Origin of the sequence: Nonomuraea turcica (assembly GCF_030718205.1) — a bacterium.
Lineage (GTDB): Bacteria > Actinomycetota > Actinomycetes > Streptosporangiales > Streptosporangiaceae > Nonomuraea.
Genome location: NZ_JAUZQF010000006.1, coordinates 187,571 through 211,484 on the forward strand (window position 1 = coordinate 187,571; position 23,914 = coordinate 211,484).

Sequence of the window (23,914 nt, forward strand, 5' to 3'; positions counted from 1 at the left end):
TTCCCGTGAGCAGGGGACCCGGCCCCTCGCAGGCCGCCATGCCTGGCGGCCTGCGAACCCCGATCAAGTTCGAAGAGCCCGTATGGCAAACCCGCGATTCTAGCCCCCAAGTCAAGGTATTGGGATATTTTAGATCGCGGAGGAAAACCAAGCAGCGATGGAGACTTGCCTGGCCTGGTGTGATGGGCATCGCACCAGGTTGACAATCGTTTGATCCATCTCTGGAGCTTGAGTGATCCTGATCTATGCCACCTGGCAACGAGTAGCGTTAGCGGTGCTGCTGGTCCTGCCGGTCATCTTGCTCATACTGCTGATGACTCCTGCCCTGCTTGTGCTTCCGTTCTGCAAGGGCGGTCGAGAGTTCATCCTCACGTTCGTAGACAAGATCACCGCGTGGGCGCGCGTCATCGTCCCCAAGATCGATGCAAGGTGACCTGAACTCTCCGCAGGCGCAGGCCATAGCGCGTGGTCCCGGGCATGGTGTTGTTTAGTGCTGTCTACTATCGTGCTCTCCAGCCCGGTGAGGTGCTGGCCGACGGCCGCATAGACGCCGTCCGTGGCCCCGCCCACCCACCGCCAGGGCGTGCGCGTGTCTCCCCATCCCGCACCCGCGCCATCCGGCAGCCGCCGCGTGGAGACGGTCGTGCCCGGCAGGCGGTAGGGGTCCACCGTGGGCCAGAAGGAGTCGGAGTATTGGTCGCCGTGCCCGTCCGCCCACCAGTAGAGCATTCCTGAGCCGGTGTGCCAGCCGCGCAGGTTCTCGCCGTTGCCGTGCTCGTAATGGCCGATCCGGTGCGAGGCCATGCTGAGCGCCGCGCACCAGCCTGGCCGGCGGTGCACGGCCCTGGCGCTCATCGACAGCAGCCGGTGCCCGACCGGCTCGGGCGCGGCCGGAACCGCGTCGTCCGCCATGATCGCCGCCAGGCGGGCGTGGAAGGCGGGCTCGCGGTGCTCCAGCATCGGCCGGTACGTGTTCCGCACCGCCCATCCCTTGACCATGGCGTGCCAGCGGGCCCGGTAGGCGACCGGGGCCACCTCGCCGAGCAGCAGGATCGCGGCGGCCATCTCGCGGCCCTTCTCGTGGTCGCCGAAGGGCCGTCGGCCGACACCGCGCCCGCGTACCAGGTCCATGCAGGCCCCGTCGCGCACGAACGGCGCGAACGACCGCTCAACCGCGTCGAACACGATCTCGTGGCTCACCTCCCACGGCGAGCCGCGCAGCACCGCGAACAGCGTGGCCAGCCCCGACAGCAGCGTCACGCCGTAGGCGCCCTGGTAGGGGACGTATGTGTGCTGGATGAACGACCCGTCCCGGTAGAACCCATCGCCTTCGCTGACGTACCGGAACACCGGCGACAGCGCCGACACCGCCAGATCCGCCTTGCCCGGGTCGGACCTGAGCATGGCCCGCAACAACATCACCAGGCACAGGTCCACGCGGTTGGCGCCGGTGCTGTTGCCGCCGTAGCGGGCGAGGCGGCTGTCGGGGACGAAGTGGTCCACGGCGTCCCGCAGGGCCACGCTTCGCCCTTCGTCGAGGCCGACCAGCACGGCGGCGTCCAGCAGCGCCCTGGGCACGCCGATCTGCCAGTGCCACCAGTTGCCCACGGGGTCGGCGCCGGCCGCGTACACCTGCCGCCTGTAGTGGTCGATCCCTGCGGCGACGGCCGCGGCCAGGCCCGCGTCGCCGGTCAGGCCGGTGCCCTCCAGCACGTATGCGTGCGCCATCGTCCGCAGCCGCCGCGGCGTCGCCATGAACGAGGGGAAGGCCTGGTCCGGCCAGAGCGAGGTGCGGGACGGGGCCATGGCGTCGCGGTGGCGGGCGGCCGCTCTGCCCAGCCCGGCCAGCCATGTCCGGTACGGCTCCGCGGCCGGGTCGTAGCCGGAGCCCACGCTGACCTCGCGCCACCGGCGGCGTAACCGCACGAACGAGTCGTCGGGCGTGTGCGCGGCCTCCGCCTGGGCCAGCGCCCCGATGATCCCGGCCGCAGCCACGCCGCCGAGCCGCAGGATGGATCGCCTGGAGGGCACGCCCCGATTATCGCGTGGGCAGCAGGGCCCCGGCCCGCTTGATCGTCCTGATGATCGGCGCGGTCTCGAGGTGCCTGATCGCGGGCAGCGCGCCCAGGCCCTCGGTGAGGTAGCGGTAGAACGCCGCGTCGTCGCGGCACACGACGCTAGCCATCAGGTTGTTGGGGCCGGTGGTCGCGCCCGCGTACGCCACCTCCGGATGCCTGGCGAGGGCCCGCCCGGTCGCGTCCAGCTCGGCCGGCGGCACCGACATCCACAGCTGCGCCTCCACCTGGTAGTCCAGCAGCGTGGGCAGCACGTCCATGTCGAAGAACAACGCGCCGGCCGCGCACAGGTGCTCCATGCGGCGTCTGACCGTCGACTCCGACCAGCCGGTCACGGCCGCCAGGTCGGCATGGCCCGCCCTGCCGTCCTGCGACAGCGCCTCGAACAACGCCTCGTCCCCGGGGCCGAGCACGACCGGCTCGCCGTCACCCCGTCTGGTGTAGATCCGCCCGGCGGCCAGGTGCTCCACCTGGTCGGAGGTGAGCGCGGCCAGGCCGGTCCAGCCGATCCGCCCGCCGACGAACATGTGCAGGGTCCGGTGCGCGGTCACCGACAACACCCGGTTCGTCCTGGCGAGCTTGTTGAGCAGCAGCGACTCGCGCTCGCTCGCCGTGCGCTGGAGCGCGCCGCAGGAGATCTCCGTGCCGCCGGACAGCAGGTGCACCCAGAAGGTGTCGGATCGCCGTGCGAGTGCCTGGGCGATCGAGACGGCGGCGTCGGGGGTGCAGCGCAGCCTGATCGACCACGACTCGTAGCCGAGGCGCCGCCCGTCCACGACGCCGACGACACGCAACATGCCGGTGGAGCGCAGCCGCCGGTAGCGGCGCGCCACCCGCTGGTCGGACACGCCGAGCACCTCGCCGATACGGCTGAACGAGGCCCGCCCGTCCACCTGCAGGGCATGCATCAACCCGCGGTCGACATCGTCCAGCGTGATGTTTTCCACCAGCACAGGCTATCCCGTACGGAAAAGCGCCACATGTAGCAACCTTCCCAGCGAATACCCGCACATGACCCGACCGTGGTCGTCATGACGCAGACAACACAGACCTCGGAGACGACCACCAGCTGGCAGCCGTTGGCGGCCGCCTGTCTGGGCGCTTTCATGCTGCTCGTGGACGTGACCATCGTCATGGTCGCCCTGCCCCCGATCGCCTCCGACCTCCACATGTCGTTCACCGGTGCGCAGTGGTTGCTGGACGGCTATGCGCTCGCGCTGGCGGCGCTGCTGCTGGCCGCCGGGTCCTTCGCCGACCACGCCGGACGACGCAAGGTCTACCTGGTGGCGCTGGCCGTGTTCGCGCTGGCCTCGCTCGCCTGCGGGCTCGCGCCCAGCGGCGGCCTGCTGCTGGCGGCCCGCGTGGTGCAGGGCGCGGGCGGGGCGGCCATGATGGCCACCACGCTCGCCCTCATCAGCTCCACGTACCACGGCAGGCAGCGTGGCATCGCCTTCGGCGTGTGGGGCGGTGTCAACGGGGCCGCCGCCGCCCTCGCACCCGTGCTCGGCGGCCTGCTCACCGAGCACCTGCACTGGCGGGCGATCTTCCTCGTCAACCTGCCCATCAGCCTGGTCGCGGCCTGGCTCACGCTGCGGGCCGTCCGCGAGTCGCGCCTGCCCGGCGGCGGTCGGCTCGACTGGGCGGGGATGGTGACGTTCACGGTGGCGGCGGGCGCGCTCACGTACGGGCTGATCGAGGCCGGGGAGCACGGATGGACGGCGGTGCGGACGCTGGCGCCGCTGGGCGTGGCGGTCGTGGCGCTGGTGGCGTTCCTCGTCGCCGAGACGCGTAGCGACCGGCCCATGCTGGACCTGCGGTTGTTCGCCGATCGTTCGTTCAGCGGGATCCTGGCCGGGGCCGGACTGCTCATGCCCGCCGCGTTCGCATGCCTGGCCTTCACTTCACTCTGGTTGCAGCAGGACCTCGGGCTCGGGCCCGTGGCGGCGGGCGTGGCGCTGTCCCCGATGGCCGTGACGTCCCTGGTGGTCTCGATCGGCGGCGCACGACTGTTCCCGGGGCTGTCGCCGCGTGCCGCCGTCGGTGGCGGGCTGCTGCTGATCGGGGCGGGCGCGTTCCTGCAGGGCACGCTGGGTCCGGACACCGGCTGGACCGCGCTGGCGCCTGGACTGGTGGTGACGGGGGTCGGCGTGGGCCTGGCCGTGCCGTCGCTCAGCTCCGCCGCCATGGCGTTCGCCCCGCCGCCGCGCGCGGGCATGGCGGCCGGCGCCGTGAACACGGTCAGGCAGCTCGGGTACGCGCTCGGCATCGCCGCCCTCGGCCTGCTGTACCGGGCCGACGCGGCGGCGTACGTGGCGCTGAATGACGTCTACCGGGCGAGCGCGATCATCGGCCTGATGGCCGGCCTCCTCGTCCTGGCCGCCGTCCGCGCCACGCGCCGCCCTGATCACCACTGACCCCGCTTGACCACCGCGCCCGGCCTGGGCGCGGGGCCGTTCACGTCCCGGGTCTGATCGGCACCACGTTGGCCTGGAGGCCGTCGCGGGGCAGGGCGAACCAGGTGGCCTTGCCGACCAGGTCCGGGTGGGTGGCGTAACGCTGGGGGTGACAGCCGTAGAAGCCGTCGGAGAGCCGGGCGATGATGCGCAGGCCGCGGCCGTGCTCGGCGCTCAGGTCGTCAGGCGCCGGGGCGGGGAGGATTGGGCTGCTGTCCACGACGACGCACATGATCTCTTTGGCGTCCACGTGAAGCATCAGTTCGTAGGGGGCGTCGCCGTACATGAAGGCATTTGTCACCAATTCACTCACCATGAGCACAGCGTCATCGATGACATCAGGGGAAAGGGCAAGGGACAATAATTCCGTACGAATGATCGCTCGTGCGTGACCGACCGTCCGGGCGTCCTCGCGCAGCGGCCATACGTACTGCATCCTGCTCTGGGGAGCGGACCGCAGCGTGGTCATGGCTTCTCTTTCCGGTGCGGGGCAGCGAATGCGCGTCTGGTTCAACAAGAGTGCCTGCCTCTCGGTTGCCGTACGCGGCTGTCGAAACTTGTACGCACGAGAAAGCCGTTTGGGTCGAATCTTCAGCAAGAAAATCGCCATTCTTTTAGAGCGGCCCCGAGCCGAGGCGTCATGAAGGACCGGCCTGCGACACCTCCAGCAGGGACCACAGCCCCGACGGGGTCAGCGGCACGTCGGTGATCTTGTCGGCGATCTCGGGGAGGGCGGCGGCGACCGCGTTGGCGATGGCGGCGGGCGGGCCGATCGTGCCGGCCTCGCCGACCCCCTTCATGCCGCCAGGCGTGATCGGCGAGGGCGTCTCCAGCATCACCACCTGGATGTCCGGGATTTCCCTTGTGGTCGGCAGGAGGTAGTCGATGATCGGCTGGCCGTTCTCGGTGTAGACGATCTCCTCGGTCAGCGCCTCCCCGATGCCCTGGGCCACGCCGCCGTGGATCTGGCCCTCCACCACCGCCGGGTTGACCAGCACGCCGGCGTCGTTGACCACCCAGTAGCGCTCCACCTCCACCGCCCCGGTCTCCGGGTCGACGGCCACGGCCGCCGCGTGCGCCCCGTACGCGTAGGTGTAGGCGGCCGGTTCGTAGCTGGCCCGTTCCTCCAGACCCGGCGTGACCCCCTCCGGCAGGTCCCACCCGCGCCACGCGGACGTGGCCAGGTCGCGCAGTGTCACGGCCGCCTGCGGATCGCCCTTCACGCGTACGGCTCCGTCGGCGATCTCCAGGTCCGCGGGCGCCGCCTCCAGCCGGTGCGCGGCGATGGCCACGAGCTTGTCGCGCAGCCGGTCGGCGGCCTGGGTGACCGCCGCGCCGCCGACGGTGAGCGCGCGGCTGGCGATCGATCCGATCCCCGAGTACGGCGTCGAAGCCGTGTCCCCCATGACCACCCGCACGCGTTCGATGGGCACCCCCGTCCGGTCGGCGGCCAGCTGGGCCAGCGCCGTCTCGATGCCCTGCCCGATCGGCACCACCCCGGACGTCACGACCACGGACCCGTCCTGCTCCATGCGCAGGACCGCCGTCTCGTAGCCGCCGGCCAGGAAACCCGTGGCCTTGAGCTCCATCGACGGACCCATGCCGGTGGTCTCCACGTGGCAGGAGTACCCGATCCCCCGCCTGCGCCCGTCATCCTTCTCGGGCAGCATGGCCAAGTGGTGGAGCGTCCGCAGAGCACGGGGATAGTCGCCCGAGTCGTAGGGCACGTGGACGCGCGTCGTGTACGGCAGCTCGCCGGGCTCGATCATGTTACGCAGCCGCAGCTCGATCCGGTCGATCCCCAGCCGGCGAGCCGCCTCGTCGATCAGCCGCTCCCTGGTCAGGGTGCCCTCGGGCTGGCCGAAGCCCCGGTAGGAGCCGGTCGGCGTGGTGGTGGTGACGACGCCGCGCACCCGCACCGCGACCCGGTCGAACCGGTACGGCCCCGGCAGCAACGTGGCCGTCACCGCGGCGGTCGAGACGCCCACGTTCGACGGGTGAGCGCCGATGTCGCCGAGCACGTCCACCTGCAGGGCCACGAACCGCCCTGCGCCATCGAGCGCCAGCCGCCCCCGGTGCACGGCGGCCCGCGCGGGGAGCGTGGCCAGCAGGCGGTCGCCGGGCGACTCCATCCAGGACACGGGGCGGCCCAGGCGGATGGCGGCCAGGCAGATGAGCACCTCGTCGGGGTAGACGTGCTCCTTGCCGCCGAACCCGCCGCCGATGTCGCCGCCGATCACGCGTACCCGGTCGTGGGTCAGCCCGAGCGCGTCCGCCAGCTGCTCGCGGGCGTGGTGCGGCGACTGGGTGGAGGTGTGGACGGTCAGCTCGTCGCCGGCGTAGGAGGCCACCACGCCGCGCGGCTCCATCGGGTGCGGCGAGACCCGGCCCATCCGGAACGTCATCTCCACCACGTGCTCGGCCGCCTCGACGGCCGCCGCGCAGTCGGCGTCGCCGAGCGTGAAGTCGGTGAGGACGTTCGTGCCCCAGTCGGGGTAGAGCAGCGGGGCGTCGCCCTCCAGTGCCCGCTCCAGGTCTGCCACGGCAGGCAGCTCGTCGAGCTCCAGCTCGACCAGGTCGGCCGCGTCCCTGGCGGCCTCGGGCGTGCGGGCGACGACGAGGACGAGCGGCTGGCCGACGTACCTGATCGCCGCGTCCAGCACCGGGTATTCCGTGATCGGCTGGCCGGGCGCCACGCTGACGCAGGGCAGACGCATGCCGGCGGCGTCGGCCGGGACGATGACGTCGAGCACGCCGTCGGCCGCCGTGGCCGCCTTGGTGTCACAGCTGAGCAGCCGGCCGTGGGCGATGGGGCTGCGGACGACGTACGCGTGCGCGGCGTCCGGCAGGTGGATGTTGCCGACGTACCTGCCGCGGCCGGTCAGCAGCCTGGCGTCTTCCCTGCGCGGCGTCCTGGCGCCGACATACGCGTCTCCCATGGTCCCGATTGTGAGCGCCGCTCGCCGGGCGGTCCATACGGATCACACGGTGCGGGTGATCGAGTCGACCCGGCGGATGCGCCCGTCGGGGGCGTACCGGGCGAACAGGTAGATCTCCATCGTGATCGTCTTGCCTTGGCGCATGACCGCGTCCATCGTGTAGCGCGCCGCGGCCACGTCCTCGCCCACGAGGCTTTCGTGCACCTCGATCCGCAGGCTTGCCGCGTTCTTGCGGGCCGGCTTCACGTGATCGATCAGGCGTTGGCGGTCGAGGAGGATGCCGTCGTTCCAGTACTCGATCTCGGGCACGTAGTAGCGGTCGATGATGGCGGCGGCGTCCTCGTTCCCCAAGCCCAGTTCGTGCGGCATCTCGGTGAGGAAGGCATGGAAACGCTCCGCCAGGTCGATGGGCATGCCGATCCCTTTCATACGACTTCGAAACTCGCCATCATCGCCATGTCCTCGTGCTCGAGGTTGTGGCAGTGCAGCACGTAGCGGCCCCGGTAGCCGGTGAACCTGGTGACGATCTCGACGGTTTGCGCGTCACGCAGCTCGACGGTGTCTTTCCACTCCGGCGGCCCGCCCGGCCGCTCGCCGTTGACCGACACCACCTGGAAGTGGTCGAGGTGCAGGTGCACCGGGTGCGCCACGTCGCTGGTCAGCCGCCAGATCTCGACGTCGCCGAGCTTGGGCCTGGCCTCCATGCGCTTCGGGTCGAACGGCCGGCCGTTGATCAGCCAGCCGGTGCCGCCGTGCATGCTGCCGCTGCTGAACTCGAAGTCGCGCGTCACCGTGGCCTTGCCCGGGTCGAGCGCCTCCACGGTGGACAGCCGCGGCGGCACGGCCGAGTCGTCGGCCTCGTCGCGGTCCACCGCGAACCGCATCACCCGCGCCTGCGCGCCCTCCCCCGCCAGGTTCCGCAGCTCGACGTACTGGCCGAGCTTGTAGGCGGAGAAGTCGACGACCACGTCCGCACGCTCTCCCGGGGACAGTCGGAGCTGCCGCACCGTACGCGGGGCGCTGAGCAGGCCGCCGTCACTGCCGATCTGGATCATCTGGCCGCCGGTGGCCAGCTCGTACGCCCGCGCGTTGGACCCGTTGCACAACCGCAGCCGGTAACGAGCCCTGGCCACGCGCAGCTCCGGCCACGGCGCCCCGTTCACCAGGATCACGTCGCCGAGCACGCCGCCCATGTACCCCTCCTGAACCCCCGGCCGGTCGCCCAGCGCCGGGTAGAGCAGGGTGCCGTCGGCGGCGAACGACCGGTCACTGATCAGCAGCGGCAGGTCGCGTTCCCCGGCGGGCAGCGGCAGCGCCTCCTCTTCGGCGTCGCGTACCAGGAACATGCCGGCCAGCCCGCGCCAGACCTGCGGCCCGGTGTAGTCCATGCGGTGATCGTGGTACCAGAGCGTGGCCGCCCGCTGTTCCAGCGGGAACACGTACTCGCGCGCGCCCCCGGGCGCCACCAGGTCCGTCGGGAAGCCGTCGGACTCGGGCGGCGTGTGGCCGCCGTGCAGGTGCAGGACGGTCGGCGCGCCGAGCTGGTTGATCAGCTTCACGACGGTCTTGCGACCGCTGCGTGCCTCGATGGTCGGCCCAGGAAACTTCCCGCCATATCCCCATATCTGGGTACGCAGGCCGGGCAGCACCTCCACGTCGGCCGCCTGCTCGGTCAGCTCGTAGAAGTCGGCCCCGCCGGCGCTGCGCACGGGCTTGGCGACCTCAGGGACCGGCAGCGGCACCGCGTACGACTTGGGCAGCGGCGCCGCGCTGGCCAGCAGCTGCGGCTGCGGGGTGCCGGCGAGCAGTGAGCAGCCCGGCACGGCGGCCACCGCCACCGCGCCGAGACCGAGCAGGCGCAACGCGTCACGTCTGGTCGGGTTCATGCCGGACCGGGCCTGGCGAGCACCCTGTTGAGCTGCATGACGCCGCCGCCGAACAGCAGCACGCCGAGCGGCAGGTGGAGGGTCTTGATCCCCAGCTCGCCCAGGATCGCCGCCACGATCGTGAACACCAGGAGCAATGCGGCCGTGACGATGAACCTCGCGGGCCCGCCGCCCGGCCGCCACACCAGGATCGCCATGACCAGGTGCAGGAGGCCGATGACGACGAGGGCGATCCCGGAGGTCATGTGCAGGGCCCGGCCACCGGGAGACGACAGCAACATTCCGGCCGTCACCGCCTGGAACAGCAGCGCGGCGACGTGCAGGACCACGGCGGCGCGCAGCGCCTGCATGGTCCAGGAAGGGGCGGCGACGTGCTGGTGTACGGTCATGATCGTTCTCCTGTGGATGATCGGATCGTGTCCATATCCGCACATGGTGGTATTCCGGCCGGTCAGCGGTCGTCGTGCGAGGGGATGCTTCTGCCCGTACGACCTCCGGATCACGATCTACGGGACTACTTCGCCGGGAGTAGTGACGGAATACGCCTTCCAAGGGAGGATCATCGCGGGGAAAGACCCTAATCTGCAGAGATGAGCTATCTGGACCGGTGGCCGCCGCTCGTCAAGGACGGCCTGCTCGCCGTGGTGGTGGCCGCCGCGCTGTCGGTCACCGTGGCAGACACGCCGGGCGTGGGAGCGCTCGACTTCGCCGCCGTCATCACCGGGTCGCTCTCCCTCGTCGCCTGGCGCCGCGCGCCCCTGGTGCCTCTGGTCGTCAGCACGGCCTGCATGCTCGTCTTCGCGGCGCACGCCCAGCCTGGTCCACCGTCCGCCTTTCCCGTGCTGATATCGGTGTTCGCCGCGGTCAGGGCCGGCCACCGGTTGCCCGCGACGCTGGCGAGCGTGGTGTTCCTGACCGGCAGCCTGGCGGTGAACCTCCCCAATGCTGACTGGTCCGGGCAGAATCTCCAGACCACCACACTGCTCGTAGGCTGGTTCCTCACGGCCGGCGTGACGGCGACGGTGAACCGGCACCGGCAGGCGTACCTTGAACAGGCCGAACAGCGCGCTGTCGAGGCCGAGCGCACCCGCGAGGAGATGGCCAGGCGCCGCGCCGGCGAGGAGCGGCTGCGCATCGCCAGGGAGCTGCACGACTCGCTCACCCACAGCATCTCGATCATCAAGGTCCAGGCCGGGGTGGCCGTCCACCTGGCACGCAAGCGCGGCGAGGACGTGCCCGCGGCGCTGCTGGCTATCCAGGAGGCCAGCAGCGACGCCATGCGGGAACTACGCGCCACGCTGGAGGTGCTGCGCGACTCCAGCGGCTCCGCCGACGCCGAGGTGCACTCCAGCGGGCTCGATCGGCTCGATGATCTGGTGGAGCGAGCCCGTTCGACAGGCCTGGCAGCCACGGTGACGATCGCCGGCGCACGCCGCGAGCTGCCTGCCGAGGTGGACCGGGCCGCGTACCGGATCATTCAGGAGGCCCTCACCAACGTCTCCAGGCACGCGGGCGGAGCCACGGCGGCGGTCCGCGTGGACTACGCGGGCGAGGAGCTGATCGTGCAGGTGGACGACGACGGGACGGCCACCAGGGACGCGCCGCCCGTGCCCGGCGTGGGCCTGCTCGGCATGCGTGAGCGCGTCACGGCCCTCGGCGGCCGGCTGCGTGCCGAGCCACGCCCCGAAGGGGGCTTCACTGTACGCGCCGAGCTTCCTCTCAAGGAGCCGTTGCCGTTGAAGGAAACGTCGCGGTCGCAAGAGACGTCGCCGTTGGAAGGGACATCGTGATCCGCGTCCTCATCGTGGACGACCAGGCGCTCATCCGCGGCAGCTTCCGCGCCCTGCTGGAGTCCGAGGACGACATCGAGGTGGTGGCCGAGGCCCCGAACGGTGAGCAGGCCATCGCGCTCGCCCTGGAGCACCTGCCCGACGTGGCCCTCCTCGACATCCAGATGCCGGTGATGGACGGCATCGAGGCGACCCGGCGGATCGCCGCCGACGAGCGGCTGAGCGGCGTCCACGTGGTGATCCTCACCAACTTCGGTCTCGACGAGTACGTCTTCAACGCGCTGCGCGCCGGGGCCTGCGGCTTCCTGGTCAAGGACACCGAGCCCGCCGACCTGCTGCAAGGGGTCCGGGTCGCGGCCCGCGGCGACGCGCTGCTCTCCCCCACGATCACCCGCCGCCTGATCGGCGAATACGTCGCCCGCCGCCCCGAGCCCGCGCCCGAGGGCCTGGACGTGCTCACCAACCGCGAGCGCGAGGTCACCGCACTGGTGGCCCGCGGCCTGTCCAACGATGAGATCGCTGCCCACATGGTGATCAGCCCGACCACCGCGAAGACGCATGTCAGCAGGGCGATGACCAAGCTGCGGGCGCGCGATCGGGCACAACTCGTCGTGTTCGCCTATGAATCCGGGCTTGTCACCCCGAGGCGTGGTGGAATAGATCGGGATCACTAGGAGGGGGCGCGTCGTGGGCATCGTTTCGCGGGGCTTCAGCGGAAGGCGCAGAGAGGGCGGCGACCGGCTGCCGCCCGGCCAATACCTGGTCGAGGACTTCCCGGTGTTGTCGGCCGGGCCGACGCCGCGGGTCCCGCTCGACCGGTGGGAGTTCGCCATCGACACCGAGGCCGAGCAGACTCACCGCTGGTCGTGGCAGGACTTCATGGCCCTGCCCATGCAGACGCCGACGGTCGACATCCACTGCGTCACCAAGTGGACCAAACTCGGCACCAGCTGGGAGGGCGTCTCCCTCGACGTGTTCTTCGAGGACGTCGAGACCACCGCCGAATACGCGCTGGTCCACTCCTACGGCGGCTACACCACCAACCTGCCCCTCGAAGACCTGCTCGACGGCAAGGCGTGGATCGTGCACCGCTTCGACGGCGAGGAGCTGGCGCCACAGCACGGCGGCCCGGCCCGGCTGATCGTGCCGCACCTGTACTTCTGGAAGTCCGCCAAGTGGGTACGCGGCATCCGGCTGCTCAACGAGGACTGGCCCGGCTTCTGGGAGACCGCCGGCTACCACAACTATGGCGACCCGTGGCGCGAGCAGCGCTACGAGGGCGACTAGGTGCGCCGGCGCCTGGCCTGGCAGGCCGCCCGCCTGCACGAGGTCCGCGACGAGACCGCCACCGCCCGCTCACTGGTGTTCGACGTGCCCGGCTGGCCGGGACACGTGGCGGGGCAGCACGTGGACGTGCGGCTGACGGCCGAGGACGGCTACACCACGCAACGCAGCTATTCGCTGGCCGCCCCCGCCGACGGCGACCGCATCGAGCTGACCGTGGAAGCCGTGCCCGACGGCGAGGTCTCGCCCTACCTGACCGAGGTGATCGAGCCCGGCGACCAGGTCGAGATCCGCGGCCCGGTGGGCGGCTGGTTCGTCTGGCGGCCCGAGAACGAGGCTCCGGTGATGCTGGTCGGCGGCGGGTCCGGGGTCGTCCCATTGATGGCGATGATCCGGGCGCGCCGGCAGGCTGGCAGCCGCGTGCCGTTCCGCCTCCTCTACTCGCTCCGCGACCAGGACCGCCGCTACTACGCCGCCGAGCTGCGCCGGCCAGAGCCCGGCCTGGACATCACCTACGTCTACACCAGGGCCGCCCCGCCCGGCGTGGCCCGTCCGGCCGGGCGGATCACGCTGGCCGACCTGGCCGAGGGCGGCTGGCCGGCCGACTTCGCGCCGGACTGCTACGTGTGCGGATCGACCGGCTTCGTGGAAGCGGCCGCCGACCTGCTGCTGACGCTCGGGCACGCGCCTGAGCGGATCAGAACCGAACGATTCGGCCCGACCGGAGACTGACATGACTCACTTGGATGGCAATGCCCTGGGCGGGCCGCTCGGCGAGATCTTCGCCGTGGACGTCACCACCGCCACCGGCCGCTGCGCGAGTTGCGGACTGACGGGTCCCCTCGCCGCGCTCCACGTGTACGGCCCCGAGCCCGGCCTGGTCGCCCGCTGCCCGGGCTGCGAGGAGGTGGTGCTGAGGCTGGTACGCGGCCCCGGCACGGCGTGGCTGGACCTGCGCGGCGCCGTGTCACTCCGCATGACCGTGCCTGACTGAGTACACTCAGGCACGTTCCACGGCCGAGATCAGTTACGGCGAGGCTCTTGGCCAGGGGCGGCGGCCCTTCGGCCCTGTCCCATGGGGAGTCACGTGAGCGGCGGGCTTGTCGACGCGCCACCCTCCGATCCTGGCGCGCCGCCACGACGCCGCAAGCGGCCCTGGCTGCGCTGGGTGGTCGCGGTCGCGGTGACCGTCGTCCTTCTGGTCGCGGGCGTCGCGGTGGGCATCCTCGTCAAGCTCAACGGCAACATCAAGCACGAAGACGTCACCGCCGAGGATCTCGGCGCGACCCGCCCGCCCAAGGTCGCGGGCACCGCGATGAACATCCTGGTCGTCGGCTCCGACCAGCGCACCGGAAAGAACGCCAAGTACGGCAGCCACATCACGGGCGAACGCACCGACACGATCATGCTGGTGCACGTCTCGTCGCAGCGCGACAACGCGATGGTGATCAGCTTCCCGCGCGACTCGCTGGTCCAGTTGCCGGCCTGCCGGGCCGCCGGCGGCCACCCCGGGCAGCGGCCGCACCTCGGCATGATCAACGAGTCGTTCAACTACGGCGGCATCGCCTGCACCTGGAAGACGATCGAGACCCTGACCCACATCCACATCGACCACTTCGTCAAGGTGGACTTCACCGGCTTCAAGAGCATGGTGAACGCCGTGGGCGGCGTGGAGGTCTGCCTGCCGCAGCGTGTGGACGACACGAAGGCGCTGCTGCACCTGCCCGCCGGGCGGCAGACGCTCAACGGCGAGCAGGCGCTGGGCTACGTACGCGCCCGCTACAGCCTGGGCGACGGCTCCGACATCGGGCGGATCCAGCGGCAGCAGATGTTCATCGCCTCGATGGTCAAGAAGGCGATGAGCGGCGAGACGCTCACCGACCCGGCCAAGCTCCTGGGCGTCCTCGACGCCGCCACGAAGGCGGTGACCACCGATCGCGGCCTGTCTCCGGGCGTCATGAAGGACCTGGCCACCAGCCTCCAGGGCCTGGACGCCGGGAAGATCCGCTTCATCACCACGCCGTGGCACTACTCACTCAGCCAGCCCGGCCGGGTCGAGTGGGTGCAGCCGCAGGCGGAGCGGCTCTTCCGGATCGTGGCCAGGGACCAGAGCGTCGAAGGCGTCAAGGGCGGCCAGGCAAAGGTGAGCCGTTCCAAGATCCAGATCGAGCTCCGCAACGGCACCTGGCGCAGCGGGCTGGGCACCCAGGTGGCGGCCTCGCTGGAGCAGCGCGGCTACCACATCACGAAGATCGGGGACTCGGCCCGCAAGCCGCAGCAGAAGACCACGATCCTGTACGGGCCGAACGGCGAGACCCGCGTGCCCACGCTCACGAACGACCTCCTCGGCCCCGCCGCCCTCAGGAAGGTCGCCAGCGCGACCACGAGCCGGCTGGTGCTTGTGATCGGCGACGACTGGAAGGGCCTGAAACCGCTGCGCGCGGACGACACCGAGTCGATCAAGGGCTTCGACGCCACCCACGACTCCTGCGCCGCCTGACGGCGTCCCCTACGTCCCCCTATACAGTCACCTTTCGTGTTGTACGGCAGAGTTGCGGAAGTCGCCGCCATCGAGGCCCTGCTCGCGTCGGCCCGCGCCGGCGAGGGACGCGCCCTGGCGCTCCGCGGCGAGGCTGGGATCGGCAAGTCCGCCCTCCTGAACTTGGCCGCCTCTCTTGCCGCGCACCAGCGGGGTCATGGGGATGCCGGCCCGATGCGGGTGTTGCGGGCGAGCGGGATCGAGTCGGAGTCCGACCTGGCCTTCGCCGCGCTGCACCAGCTGCTGCATCCGGTGACCGGATTGCTGGACGAGCTCCCTGGGCCGCAGCGCGACGCGCTCTCCGGTGCGCTGGGTCTGGCCACCGCCCCTGCCGCGGACCGATTCCTGGTGTCGGCGGGCGTGCTGTCGCTCCTGGCCGAGGCCGCGGCGCCGGGCGGGCTGCTGTGCCTGGTCGACGACGTGCAGTGGTTCGATCGAGCCTCGGCGGACGCGCTGCTGTTCGCGGCCAGGCGGCTGCGGACCGAGGGCGTCGCGGTGCTCCTGGCCGTACGCGGGGACGCCGTGCTGAAGGGCGTGCCCGAGTTGCGGGTCGGCGGGCTGGACGAGGAGAGCTCCGGGCGGCTCCTCGCCGCCGCCGTCACCGTCGCGCCCGAGGTCAGGACGCGGCTGGCGGCCCTGACCGGCGGCAACCCGCTCGTGCTCCGCGAGATCGCCGCGTCGCTGTCGCCTGAGCAGCTCGCCGGGCGTGCGCCGTTGCCGGATCCGCTGCCGGGCGGGGAGCAGTTGTTCGGCGAGCAGGTGGCCCGGCTGTCCCCGCCGGCCCGCCGCCTCCTGCTGCTGGCGTCCGTGGAGAGCGAGCTCGCCATGGTCCTGCGTGCCGCCACCCACCTCGCCGACTCCTGGCCGGACACCCCCGGCGAGCCGGGAGCCGAAGGGGTGCTGCACGAGGTGGAAATGGCTGGGTTGGTGACGGTGTCCGATGGAATGATCAGGTTCCGGCATCCGCTCATCAGGTCGGCCGTGTATGCCGCCGCCACCTCCGTACAGCTCCGCGCCGCGCACGCCGCCCTGGCCGCGCTGGTGGACGACGATCGGCGCGCCCTACACTTGGCCGCCGCGACGGTCGGCAGGGACGAGAACGTCGCCGCCGAGCTGGCGGCATCCGCGGAGCGGGCACGGGCCAGGGGCGGGTACGGCGACGCCGCGACGGCCCTCGCCCGATCGGCCGAGCTCACCCCCGACCCGCTCCTGAGGGCGGAACGACTCAAGGACGCCGCCACCGCCGCCTGGCTCGGCGGCCGTCCCGGGCAGGCCCAAACCCACCTCGCCGAGGCCCGCGAACTCGCCGAAAGCCATGGGCCCGTGGAGCACGGCCGGCTGCTGGAGGAGCTCGCGCAGTTGCGCGGACGCTTCGAGCTGAACTCCGGCGACGCCGCGGAGGCGGTGCGGATCCTGGCGTCGGGCGCGACCATCGCCATGCTGGCCGACGCCAGCGAGGCCGCGAGTTACGTGGGCGACGTACGGGCCATCGTGGAGCTGGGACGGCGGGCCAGGGCACATCCGACCGGCTTCCTGCGGGACGTGGTGACCGGGATCGGCGCCATGCTGGAGGACGGCACCGGCGCGGAGCTCTTGCGCGGCGCGCTGGCCCGGGCCGGCGAGCTGACCGGGACGGCAGAGCTGCTGTGGGCGTCGGCGGCGGCCAGCTACCTCGGAGAGGCCGACGTGTCCGCGGAGCTCGTCGAGCGGGCCGGGCGAGCCGCCAGGGTGTCGGGCATGGTCGGGCAACTGCCGGTCGTGCTGGAGTTCGTCTCGACGGCCGAGCGGTTCAAGGGCAGGCTCGCCGAGAGCGCGGCCATCGCCGAGGAGGGCCTGGAGCTGGCACGCGAGGCGGGGTACACCAATTCCGTCGCCGCCCACCTGGCGAACCTGGCCGTGGTGTCGGCCTTGCGGGGCGAGGAGGAGCAGTGCCGCCGCCAGGCCGAGGAGGCGCTGGCCATCGCGATCCCGCACCGCATCGGCCTGCGCGCGGGCGTGGCCGCGTACGCGCTGGCGATGCTGGACCTGGGCCTGGGCCGGTACGCGGCGGCGCACGCCCGGTTCACGGCGATCACCACGGCCGGCCCCGGAGCCGGTCACCCGACGGTGGTCTGGCGCTCGACGCCTGACCGGGTGGAAGCCGCCGTGGCGGCCGGCGAGCACGAGGCGGCCCGGGAGGCGCTGGCCGCGTATGAGAGATGGGCGGCGCACGCCACCACGGACGAGTCGAAGGCGCTGCTGGCCCGCTGCCGTGCCCTCCTCGGCGGCGAGAGCGGCCTGTTCGAGGAGGCCCTGCGCCGCCACGGCGAGCCGTTCGAGCAGGCGCGCACCGCGCTGCTGTACGGCGAGCGCCTGCGCCGCGCGCAGCAGCCCGGCCAGGCGCGGCACCACCTTCGCGCGGCGTGGGAGGCGTTCGACCGGCTGGGCGCCGCACCGTGGGCCCGGCGGGCGCAGGGCGAGCTGCGAGCGGCGGGCGAGGCCGCGGCCCGGCCGGAGAGCGACGCCGCGGCCGCGCTGACCCCCCAGGAGCTGCGGATCGCCCGGCTGGTAGCGGAGGGGGCCTCCAGCAAGGAGGTCGCGGCCAGGCTGTTCCTCAGCCCCCGCACCGTCGAGTACCACCTCTACAAGATCTATCCCAAGCTCGGGATCACGACCCGTACTGAGCTCGCCCGCCTGCTGTGAAGGCCAGTAGGACTACTGAAGGCATCCGTAATCGTCCGGGGCAAGCTTGAGCCATGCAAACGAACATGATCAACATTGACGGCGTGGAACTCTGGACCGAGGAGTTCGGGGACGCCACGCACCCGCCGATCCTGCTGGTGATGGGGTCGATGACGCAGGGAATCCTGTGGCCGGACGAGTTCGTCGGGCGGCTGGCCGCGGCCGGGCGCCGGGTCATCAGGTACGACCACCGCGACACCGGCAAGTCGGCCACCTTCGACTTCGAGCAGCAGCCGTACACATGGCTGGACATCAGGGACGACGTGCTCCGTGTGATGGACGCCTACGGGCTGGACAGCGCGCACCTCGTCTGCCACTCGGCGGGCGGGCTGCTCGGCCAGCTGATCGCCGTCGAGCAACCGGAACGGGTGCGCACGCTCACCGTGATCGGCTCCTCGCCGCTGGGCGGACGCGAGGGCGAGGTGCTGCTGCGCGCGCTCACCGGGCAGCCGCAGCCGGAGGGCAGCCTGCCGCCGCCCAGGCCGGAGTTCGTGGAGTACTTCACGAAGCTGATCACTGCGCCACCGCCCGCGGACCGGCGCGAGCAAGTGGAGCGCATGATCGCGGAGGCACGGGTGCTGCACGGCACCGGGCTGCCGTTCGACGAGGACGCGGAGCGGCACCTGCAGGAGCGGGTGCTGGAGCGGGCCCGCGACCTGTCGGCCGTGGTCAACCACCGTCTGGCGCACGCGGCCAACCCGGACATCGAGCCGGCGGACGCACTGGGCAAGGTGCAGGCGCCGACCCTGGTCATCGAGGGCACGCACGAGCCGGTCAAGCCCGGCCACAGCGCGATCATCGCCGAGCGGATCCCGGGCGCGGAGCTGCTGATGATCGACGGCATGGGGCACATGCTGGCGCCCCAGACGTACGAGGAGCTGGCCACGGCCATCGTCCGGCACACGGAACGTTAGGCGATGAAGCCCGAGAGGGCGGCGAGCGCGTCCACGACCTGGCGGGCGTCGGGCGTGCTCGCCGGGTCGAGCAGCCACTGCAGCATGAGCCCGTCCGTGATCGCCACCACCACCGACACCAGCACCTCGGGCGACACCGGCGGCTCGACGCCGAGCTGCGCCGCCGCCCTCCTGATCATGTCGGCGCCTGCCTGCCGCGTCCGGGCGTAGGCCTCGGCCAGCTTTTCCCGCAGCACGGGCTCGCGCAACGCCGCCGGGTAGCCCTCGACGCACAGGACGAGCTGCGGCCGCATCTCCTCGAACACGTCGACCAGCGCGGCCATGGCCCGCTCCAGCATCTCTCTGGGGCTGCTCAGCTCCGTGCCGAACAACGACCGCTCGACGTATGCGGTCCACTGGTCGAAGACGCCGGCTATGGCCTCGTTGAGCAGCGCGTCCTTGCCACCGAAGTGGTAGCCGATGGAGGCCAGGTTGGTGCCGGAGGCGGCGACCAGGTCTCGGGCGGTGGTGCGGGCATAGCCCTTCTCCTGCAGGCAGGCCACCGCGCCCGCCAGCAACTTCTCCCGGTATCCACCGGCCTCTGTTCGCGCCACGCGATCCATGCTACAGATGTATACGAGCGTCTATGACGTACGTATACATCCATGAGGAGGTTCGAGATGCTCCCTCCGGGACCAAAGCTTCCGTCGCTGGTGCAGACCGCGTGGTTCATGCGGGACTCGCCCGGCCTGATGGAGAGCCTGCACCGCAGGTACGGGCCCATCTTCACGGCGCGATACGCGGGCTTCCCGCCGGAGGTCTACGTGACCACCGCGGAGCTCGCCGCGCAGGTCTACCAGACCGACCAGGGCGGCGGGCGCGCAGGTGAGGCGCGGCGCGACTTCCTGGAGCACATGGTCGGCGCGCACTCGGTGCTCACGCTGGACGGCGACGACTGGTGGCGGCACCGTAAGCTGCTCAACCCGCCGCTGCGGGCCAGGCAGGTCGCCGGCTACCACGACGAGATCACCGCGATCGCGGCGGAGAAGATCGCGACCTGGCCGCTGGGCAGGCCGTTCGCGCTCCGCGAGCGGATGCAGGACATCACGCTGGAGATCATCATCAGGCTGATCTTCGGCATCCGGGACGCCGGGCGGGTCCGCAGGCTCCGGGCGCTGCTCCCTGAGCTGATCGAGACTGGCGGGTCCATGCAGCTCCTCGCCCTGCCCGAGCGGCTGCGCGGCCTGGCGGCGCGGGTGCCGTTCCTGGCGTCCGGGCGGTTCGTCCGGCTCAGGGCCGAGGTGGACACGATCCTGTTCGACGAGATCCGCCGCCGCCGCGCGACGCCGGGCGGTACGGATGTGCTCGGCAGGTTGCTCGAGACCGAGCTGGGCGACCAGGAGATCCGCGACGAGCTGGTCACCATGCTGATCGCCGGCCACGAGACCACCGCGACCGGCCTGGCCTGGGCCTTCGAGCGGCTCCTGCGCATGCCCGACATCCTGGAGCGGCTGCCGGACGACGAGCCCTACCTCGACGCGGTGGTCAAGGAGGTGCTACGCGTCCGGCCCGTCGTCTATGAGGCGCCACGCCTGCTCGACGTCCCGCTCCGGCTGGGCGAATACGAGATCCCGGCCGGCTGGTACGCCGGGCCGTACATCCCGCTCGTGCACCGTGACCCCGAAGCGTTCCCCTCTCCCGAGGAGTTCCGCCCGGAACGCTTCATGGACGGGCACCAGAACAGAGCCTGGATGCCCTTCGGCGGCGGCCGGCGCTTCTGCGTCGGCGCGCAGCTCGCGCTTTTGGAGATGCGGGTCATCATTCGCGAGGTGCTGAACCGCCTGGAGCTCTCGGCGCCCGATCAGGCGCCGGAGGCCAGGCGGCTGAAGAACGTCACCCTCGCACCCGCGAAGCTGACCCGCGTCATTGCGCGCGCTCGGACTCCTGCTCGGATGCCGTAGACGAGTGGCTCTCCTCGTGCCGCGTGTCGGCACCGAGCTCCTCGCGGAGCCGGTCGTAGTCGATGTTGTGGTTGGTGTACTTCAGCTGGCGAGCGACCTTCGTCTGCTTCGCCTTGGCTCTTCCTCGGCCCATGGCTACTCCCTAGTCCCCGCTGTCATGCTATCCAACAACATGGTGACTTGAAGAATTATGCAACTCCGCTGGATTAGTCTGGGCTATATGCACGTGGAGGTCTATCAGGCCAAGGCCGACTTCTTCCGAACGCTCGGCCACCCCGCTCGCATCAGAGTGTTGGAGCTACTCCAGGAAGGGCCGCTACCCGTCAGGGATCTACTGGCCCAGATCGACATCGAGCCGTCGAGCCTCTCCCAGCAGCTCGCAGTCCTGCGCAGGGCCGGCATCGTGAGCGCGATCCGCGAGGGCAGCACCGTGGTCTACACACTGGCCACACCGGAGCTGGCCGAACTACTCGGCTCCGCCCGCCGCATCCTCACCGACATGCTCGCCGACCAAGGGGAGCTGCTCGCGGAGTTGCGCGCGGAGGTCACCTAGCGAACGGACACCAGGCCGCAGGCGGAAGGGCAGATCCATTAGGCTCTCGTCCATGGTCTCCGAGCTGTTCGATCCCAAGGCATGGCAGGTGGTCGAGGGATTCGACTTCACCGACATCACCTACCACCGTGCGGTGGACCAGGGCACGGTGCGGATCGCCTTCAACCGCCCCGAAGTGCGCAACGCCTTCCGCCCGCAGACCGTCGACGAGCTCTACCGCGCGCTCGACCACGCCCGGCAGACCACGGATGTCGGCTGCGTGCTGCTCACCGGCAACGGCCCGTCACCGAAGGACGGAGGCTGGGCGTTCTGCTCGGGCGGCGACCAGCGCATCAGGGGCAAGGACGGCTATCAGTACGCCGACGGCTCGGCCTCGACCGGTCGCCTGCACATCCTGGAGGTGCAGCGCCTGATCCGCTTCATGCCCAAGGTGGTGATCTGCGTGGTGCCGGGCTGGGCGGCGGGCGGCGGCCACAGCCTCCACGTCGTGGCGGACCTCACGCTGGCCAGCGAGGAGCACGCCCGCTTCAAGCAGACCGACGCCGACGTGGCCAGTTTCGACGGCGGTTTCGGCTCGGCCTATCTGGCGCGCCAGGTCGGGCAGAAGTTCGCCCGCGAGATCTTCTTCCTCGGCGACACCTACACCGCGGCCGACGCCCACCGCATGGGCATGGTCAACGCCGTGGTGCCGCATGCGGAGCTGGAGAGCACGGCCCTGGAGTGGGCCCGCAAGATCAACGGCAAGTCGCCCACGGCGCAGCGCATGCTGAAGTTCGCCTTCAACATGATCGACGACGGCCTGGTGGGGCAGCAGGTGTTCGCGGGCGAGGCGACGCGGCTGGCGTACATGACGGACGAGGCGGCCGAGGGGCGCGACTCGTTCCTGGAGAAGCGCGCCCCGGACTGGTCGCCCTTCCCCTGGCACTACTGATGCGGATCACGGTCCCACCGGCCCTGACCGCGTCCCACGTCAAGTACGACGGGGAGGCCGGGCGTGCCTGGTCCGCCGGGCTCCCCGCGCTGGCCGAGCGCTACCTGGAGGAATGGGAGCTGCGGCTCGACGGCGAGCCCGGGCACGGCGTGGTGTCGCTGGTGCTGCCGGTGCTTCGCACGGACGGCACCAAGGCCGCTCTGAAGCTGCAGCCGGTCACCGACGAGAACGCCACCGAGGCGATGGGGCTGCGTGCCTGGGACGGGGACGCGTCGGTGCGACTGCTCGCTTCCGACCCCGGCACCGGCACCCTGCTGCTGGAGCGGCTGCACGCCGACCGCCCTCTTTCGGCCCTGCCCGACGACATCGAGGCGCTGACGATCCTCACCGAGCTGCTCGCCCGGCTCGTCGCCCACCCCGCGCCCGAGGGCATGCGCCGCCTCGGCGACATCGCGCAGGCGATGCTCGACGACGTGGACAAGGCGCTCACGAAGCTGCCCCGTGACCGGGACCGCCGCTGGCTGCGCTGGTGCGCGGACGCGGTCGCCGAGCTCGTCTCCGAGCCCGGCGACCGGCTGCTGCACTGGGACCTGCACTACGACAACGTGCTGGCGGCCGACCGGGAGCCGTGGCTGTCCATCGACCCCAAGCCGCTGGCCGGCGACCCGGGGTTCGACCTCGCGCCCGCCCTGTGGAACCGGTGGGACGACGTGGTCGCCACCGGCGACGTGACCCGGGCGGTGCTGCGCCGCTTCGACCTGATGGTGGACGGGCTCGGCCTCGATCCCCAGCGGGCGGCCGGCTGGACGATCGGCCGGATGCTGCAGAACGCCCTGTGGGACGTCGAGGACGGCGAGCGCGAGCTCAACGAGATCGGCCTCGCCGTCGCCGAGGCCGTACGCGTCAGGTCGTGATGACGACCTTCCCCTGGCCGTGGCCGGCCTCGATCTCCCGGTGCGCGTCCGCGGCCTCCTCCAGCCGGTACGCCCGCCGCACCGGGAACCTGAAGCGGCCCTCGGCGTACAACGCGGCGTAGCGCCCGAGCCGCTCGGCCAACCGCTCGCCCCGAACGAGCTTGACTCCTAGCTCGGCCGCCTTTCCGTGCTCGACCAGGGTGACGATCCGCCCGCGGTCGGACACCAGCTCCAACGAGACCTCCAAAGCATGGCCTCCGGCCCCGTCCAGGGCGGCGTCGATCCCGCCCGGCGCGAGCGCCCGCACCCGGTCGGCCAGACCCTCCCCGTAGCGGACCGGGATGGCGCCGAGGTCGCGCAGGTAGTCGTGGTTCACCTCGCGGGCGGTGCCGATCACGGTCACCCCCCGCATCCTGGCGATCTGCACGGCGGCCGTCCCCACGGATCCGGCCGCGCCGTGCACGAGCAGCGTCTCTCCCTCCTTGACGCCGAGCCCGTCCAGGGCCAGCTCGGCCGTCTGCACGCCCGCGGTGAGCCCGCCGGCCACCTCCCACGGCACCTCTGCGGGCTTGGGCGCCACGTTCGCCCCGTTCACCACGATGTACTCGGCGTAGGCATAGAGCGCCGAGAACCCCAGCACCTCGTCCCCGGCCGACACCCCGGTCACGCCTTCGCCCACCTGGTCGACCACACCCGCGAACTCGTTGCCCGGAATGCGCGGGTAAGGGACCTCGTCCAGGTAAGGCGGCAACCAGCCCGCCCGTACGGCCGTGTCGAACGGCTGCACGCCGGCCGCCCGCACCCGCACGCGTACCTGCCCCGGACCCGCCTGGGGCGCCGGGAGCTCCATCACTTTCAGTACCTCGGGACCACCGGGCTCAGCGAAAGCCGCCGCCCTCATCACTTCGCTCATGCGCCCCAGCCTGCTTCCTCAACCATGCTTGAGGTCAAGTGCTCAGACCGTTCGGGAACTTT

General features: G+C 71.2%; 23 protein-coding genes. 13 read left to right on the forward strand and 10 right to left on the reverse strand.

What is annotated here, in order from left to right; all coding sequences use genetic code 11:
• Nucleotides 1-243: 243 nt before the first annotated feature.
• Both Q9G87_RS17630 and Q9G87_RS17635 read right to left on the reverse strand, forming a co-directional pair.
• The gene (locus tag Q9G87_RS17630) at nt 244-2,031 is read right to left on the reverse strand and encodes a polysaccharide lyase 8 family protein (protein ID WP_305917454.1); all 1,788 of its coding nucleotides are present in this window, start codon (nt 2,029-2,031) and stop codon (nt 244-246) included.
• Nucleotides 2,032-2,038: 7 nt separating this feature from the next.
• Nucleotides 2,039-3,022: an Lrp/AsnC family transcriptional regulator gene (locus Q9G87_RS17635; protein ID WP_305917455.1), complete on the reverse strand. Its 984-nt coding sequence runs from the start codon at nt 3,020-3,022 to the stop codon at nt 2,039-2,041.
• Nucleotides 3,023-3,106: 84 nt separating this feature from the next.
• Here Q9G87_RS17635 and Q9G87_RS17640 point away from each other — a divergent pair, with 84 nt between their 5' ends.
• A complete protein-coding gene (locus Q9G87_RS17640; RefSeq protein ID WP_305917456.1) occupies nt 3,107-4,489 on the forward strand; it encodes a DHA2 family efflux MFS transporter permease subunit in 1,383 nt (460 codons plus the stop codon).
• A 40-nt stretch (nt 4,490-4,529) separates the two neighbouring features.
• On the opposite strand, the gene Q9G87_RS17645 is transcribed toward Q9G87_RS17640, so the two are convergent.
• From Q9G87_RS17645 to Q9G87_RS17665, 5 genes are all read right to left on the reverse strand, one after another.
• Nucleotides 4,530-4,997: an ATP-binding protein gene (locus Q9G87_RS17645; protein ID WP_305917457.1), complete on the reverse strand. Its 468-nt coding sequence runs from the start codon at nt 4,995-4,997 to the stop codon at nt 4,530-4,532.
• A gap of 169 nt (nt 4,998-5,166) precedes the next feature.
• The gene (locus tag Q9G87_RS17650; RefSeq protein ID WP_305917458.1) at nt 5,167-7,467 is read right to left on the reverse strand and encodes a xanthine dehydrogenase family protein molybdopterin-binding subunit; all 2,301 of its coding nucleotides are present in this window, start codon (nt 7,465-7,467) and stop codon (nt 5,167-5,169) included.
• Nucleotides 7,468-7,509: 42 nt separating this feature from the next.
• A complete protein-coding gene (locus tag Q9G87_RS17655) occupies nt 7,510-7,881 on the reverse strand; it encodes a nuclear transport factor 2 family protein (RefSeq protein WP_305917459.1) in 372 nt (123 codons plus the stop codon).
• A gap of 11 nt (nt 7,882-7,892) precedes the next feature.
• Nucleotides 7,893-9,353 carry a multicopper oxidase family protein gene (locus Q9G87_RS17660; protein ID WP_305917460.1) on the reverse strand — a complete coding sequence of 487 codons (1,461 nt, stop codon included), beginning with the start codon at nt 9,351-9,353 and terminating at the stop codon, nt 7,893-7,895.
• On the reverse strand, nt 9,350-9,742 hold the full coding sequence (locus tag Q9G87_RS17665; protein ID WP_305917461.1) for a hypothetical protein: 393 nt from the start codon (nt 9,740-9,742) through the stop codon (nt 9,350-9,352). Before Q9G87_RS17665 ends, Q9G87_RS17660 begins: the two co-directional genes overlap by 4 nt.
• 201 nt (nt 9,743-9,943) lie before the next feature.
• Here Q9G87_RS17665 and Q9G87_RS17670 point away from each other — a divergent pair, with 201 nt between their 5' ends.
• From Q9G87_RS17670 to Q9G87_RS17705, 8 genes are all read left to right on the forward strand, one after another.
• Complete coding sequence (locus Q9G87_RS17670) at nt 9,944-11,143, forward strand: sensor histidine kinase (protein ID WP_305917462.1); 1,200 nt, start codon at nt 9,944-9,946, stop codon at nt 11,141-11,143.
• Nucleotides 11,140-11,817, forward strand: coding sequence for a response regulator (locus Q9G87_RS17675; protein ID WP_305917463.1), 678 nt, complete (start codon nt 11,140-11,142; stop codon nt 11,815-11,817). The genes Q9G87_RS17670 and Q9G87_RS17675 overlap by 4 nt, the downstream gene beginning before the upstream one ends.
• A 13-nt stretch (nt 11,818-11,830) precedes the next feature.
• Entirely contained in the window at nt 11,831-12,430 is a 600-nt protein-coding gene (locus Q9G87_RS17680) for a sulfite oxidase-like oxidoreductase (protein ID WP_305917464.1), read from the forward strand.
• On the forward strand, nt 12,431-13,159 hold the full coding sequence (locus tag Q9G87_RS17685; protein ID WP_305917465.1) for a ferredoxin reductase: 729 nt from the start codon (nt 12,431-12,433) through the stop codon (nt 13,157-13,159).
• 1 nt (nt 13,160) lies between these two features.
• The gene (locus tag Q9G87_RS17690) at nt 13,161-13,421 is read left to right on the forward strand and encodes a DUF6510 family protein (protein ID WP_305917466.1); all 261 of its coding nucleotides are present in this window, start codon (nt 13,161-13,163) and stop codon (nt 13,419-13,421) included.
• 93 nt (nt 13,422-13,514) lie between these two features.
• Entirely contained in the window at nt 13,515-14,927 is a 1,413-nt protein-coding gene (locus Q9G87_RS17695) for an LCP family protein (protein ID WP_305917467.1), read from the forward strand.
• A 36-nt stretch (nt 14,928-14,963) separates the two neighbouring features.
• On the forward strand, nt 14,964-17,648 hold the full coding sequence (locus Q9G87_RS17700; protein WP_305917468.1) for an ATP-binding protein: 2,685 nt from the start codon (nt 14,964-14,966) through the stop codon (nt 17,646-17,648).
• Between the two features lie 65 nt (nt 17,649-17,713).
• Nucleotides 17,714-18,601 (forward strand): alpha/beta fold hydrolase, encoded by an 888-nt coding sequence (locus Q9G87_RS17705; protein ID WP_305917469.1) that lies wholly within the window; start codon nt 17,714-17,716, stop codon nt 18,599-18,601.
• Here Q9G87_RS17705 and Q9G87_RS17710 read toward each other — a convergent pair.
• Complete coding sequence (locus tag Q9G87_RS17710) at nt 18,598-19,194, reverse strand: TetR/AcrR family transcriptional regulator (protein WP_305917470.1); 597 nt, start codon at nt 19,192-19,194, stop codon at nt 18,598-18,600. The genes Q9G87_RS17705 and Q9G87_RS17710 overlap by 4 nt on opposite strands.
• A 51-nt stretch (nt 19,195-19,245) precedes the next feature.
• Between Q9G87_RS17710 and Q9G87_RS17715 the strand changes: the two genes are divergently transcribed.
• Nucleotides 19,246-20,541, forward strand: a complete 1,296-nt coding sequence (locus tag Q9G87_RS17715) for a cytochrome P450 (RefSeq protein ID WP_305917471.1) — start codon at nt 19,246-19,248, stop codon at nt 20,539-20,541.
• Here the strand turns inward: Q9G87_RS17715 and Q9G87_RS17720 are convergent.
• Nucleotides 20,504-20,674 carry a DUF3073 domain-containing protein gene (locus Q9G87_RS17720; protein ID WP_305917472.1) on the reverse strand — a complete coding sequence of 57 codons (171 nt, stop codon included), beginning with the start codon at nt 20,672-20,674 and terminating at the stop codon, nt 20,504-20,506. The genes Q9G87_RS17715 and Q9G87_RS17720 overlap by 38 nt on opposite strands.
• 87 nt (nt 20,675-20,761) lie before the next feature.
• On the opposite strand from Q9G87_RS17720, the gene Q9G87_RS17725 reads away from it, so the two are divergent.
• From Q9G87_RS17725 to Q9G87_RS17735, 3 genes are read left to right on the forward strand one after another with little or no spacing between them, the layout of a single operon-like run.
• On the forward strand, nt 20,762-21,094 hold the full coding sequence (locus Q9G87_RS17725; protein ID WP_305917473.1) for an ArsR/SmtB family transcription factor: 333 nt from the start codon (nt 20,762-20,764) through the stop codon (nt 21,092-21,094).
• Between the two features lie 52 nt (nt 21,095-21,146).
• Nucleotides 21,147-22,025, forward strand: coding sequence for a 1,4-dihydroxy-2-naphthoyl-CoA synthase (locus Q9G87_RS17730; protein WP_305917474.1), 879 nt, complete (start codon nt 21,147-21,149; stop codon nt 22,023-22,025).
• Nucleotides 22,025-22,939: an aminoglycoside phosphotransferase family protein gene (locus Q9G87_RS17735; protein WP_305917475.1), complete on the forward strand. Its 915-nt coding sequence runs from the start codon at nt 22,025-22,027 to the stop codon at nt 22,937-22,939. Before Q9G87_RS17730 ends, Q9G87_RS17735 begins: the two co-directional genes overlap by 1 nt.
• On the opposite strand, the gene Q9G87_RS17740 is transcribed toward Q9G87_RS17735, so the two are convergent.
• Complete coding sequence (locus tag Q9G87_RS17740) at nt 22,929-23,840, reverse strand: NADP-dependent oxidoreductase (RefSeq protein ID WP_305917734.1); 912 nt, start codon at nt 23,838-23,840, stop codon at nt 22,929-22,931. The two genes, Q9G87_RS17735 and Q9G87_RS17740, sit on opposite strands and share 11 nt — an antisense overlap.
• Nucleotides 23,841-23,914: the final 74 nt, after the last annotated feature.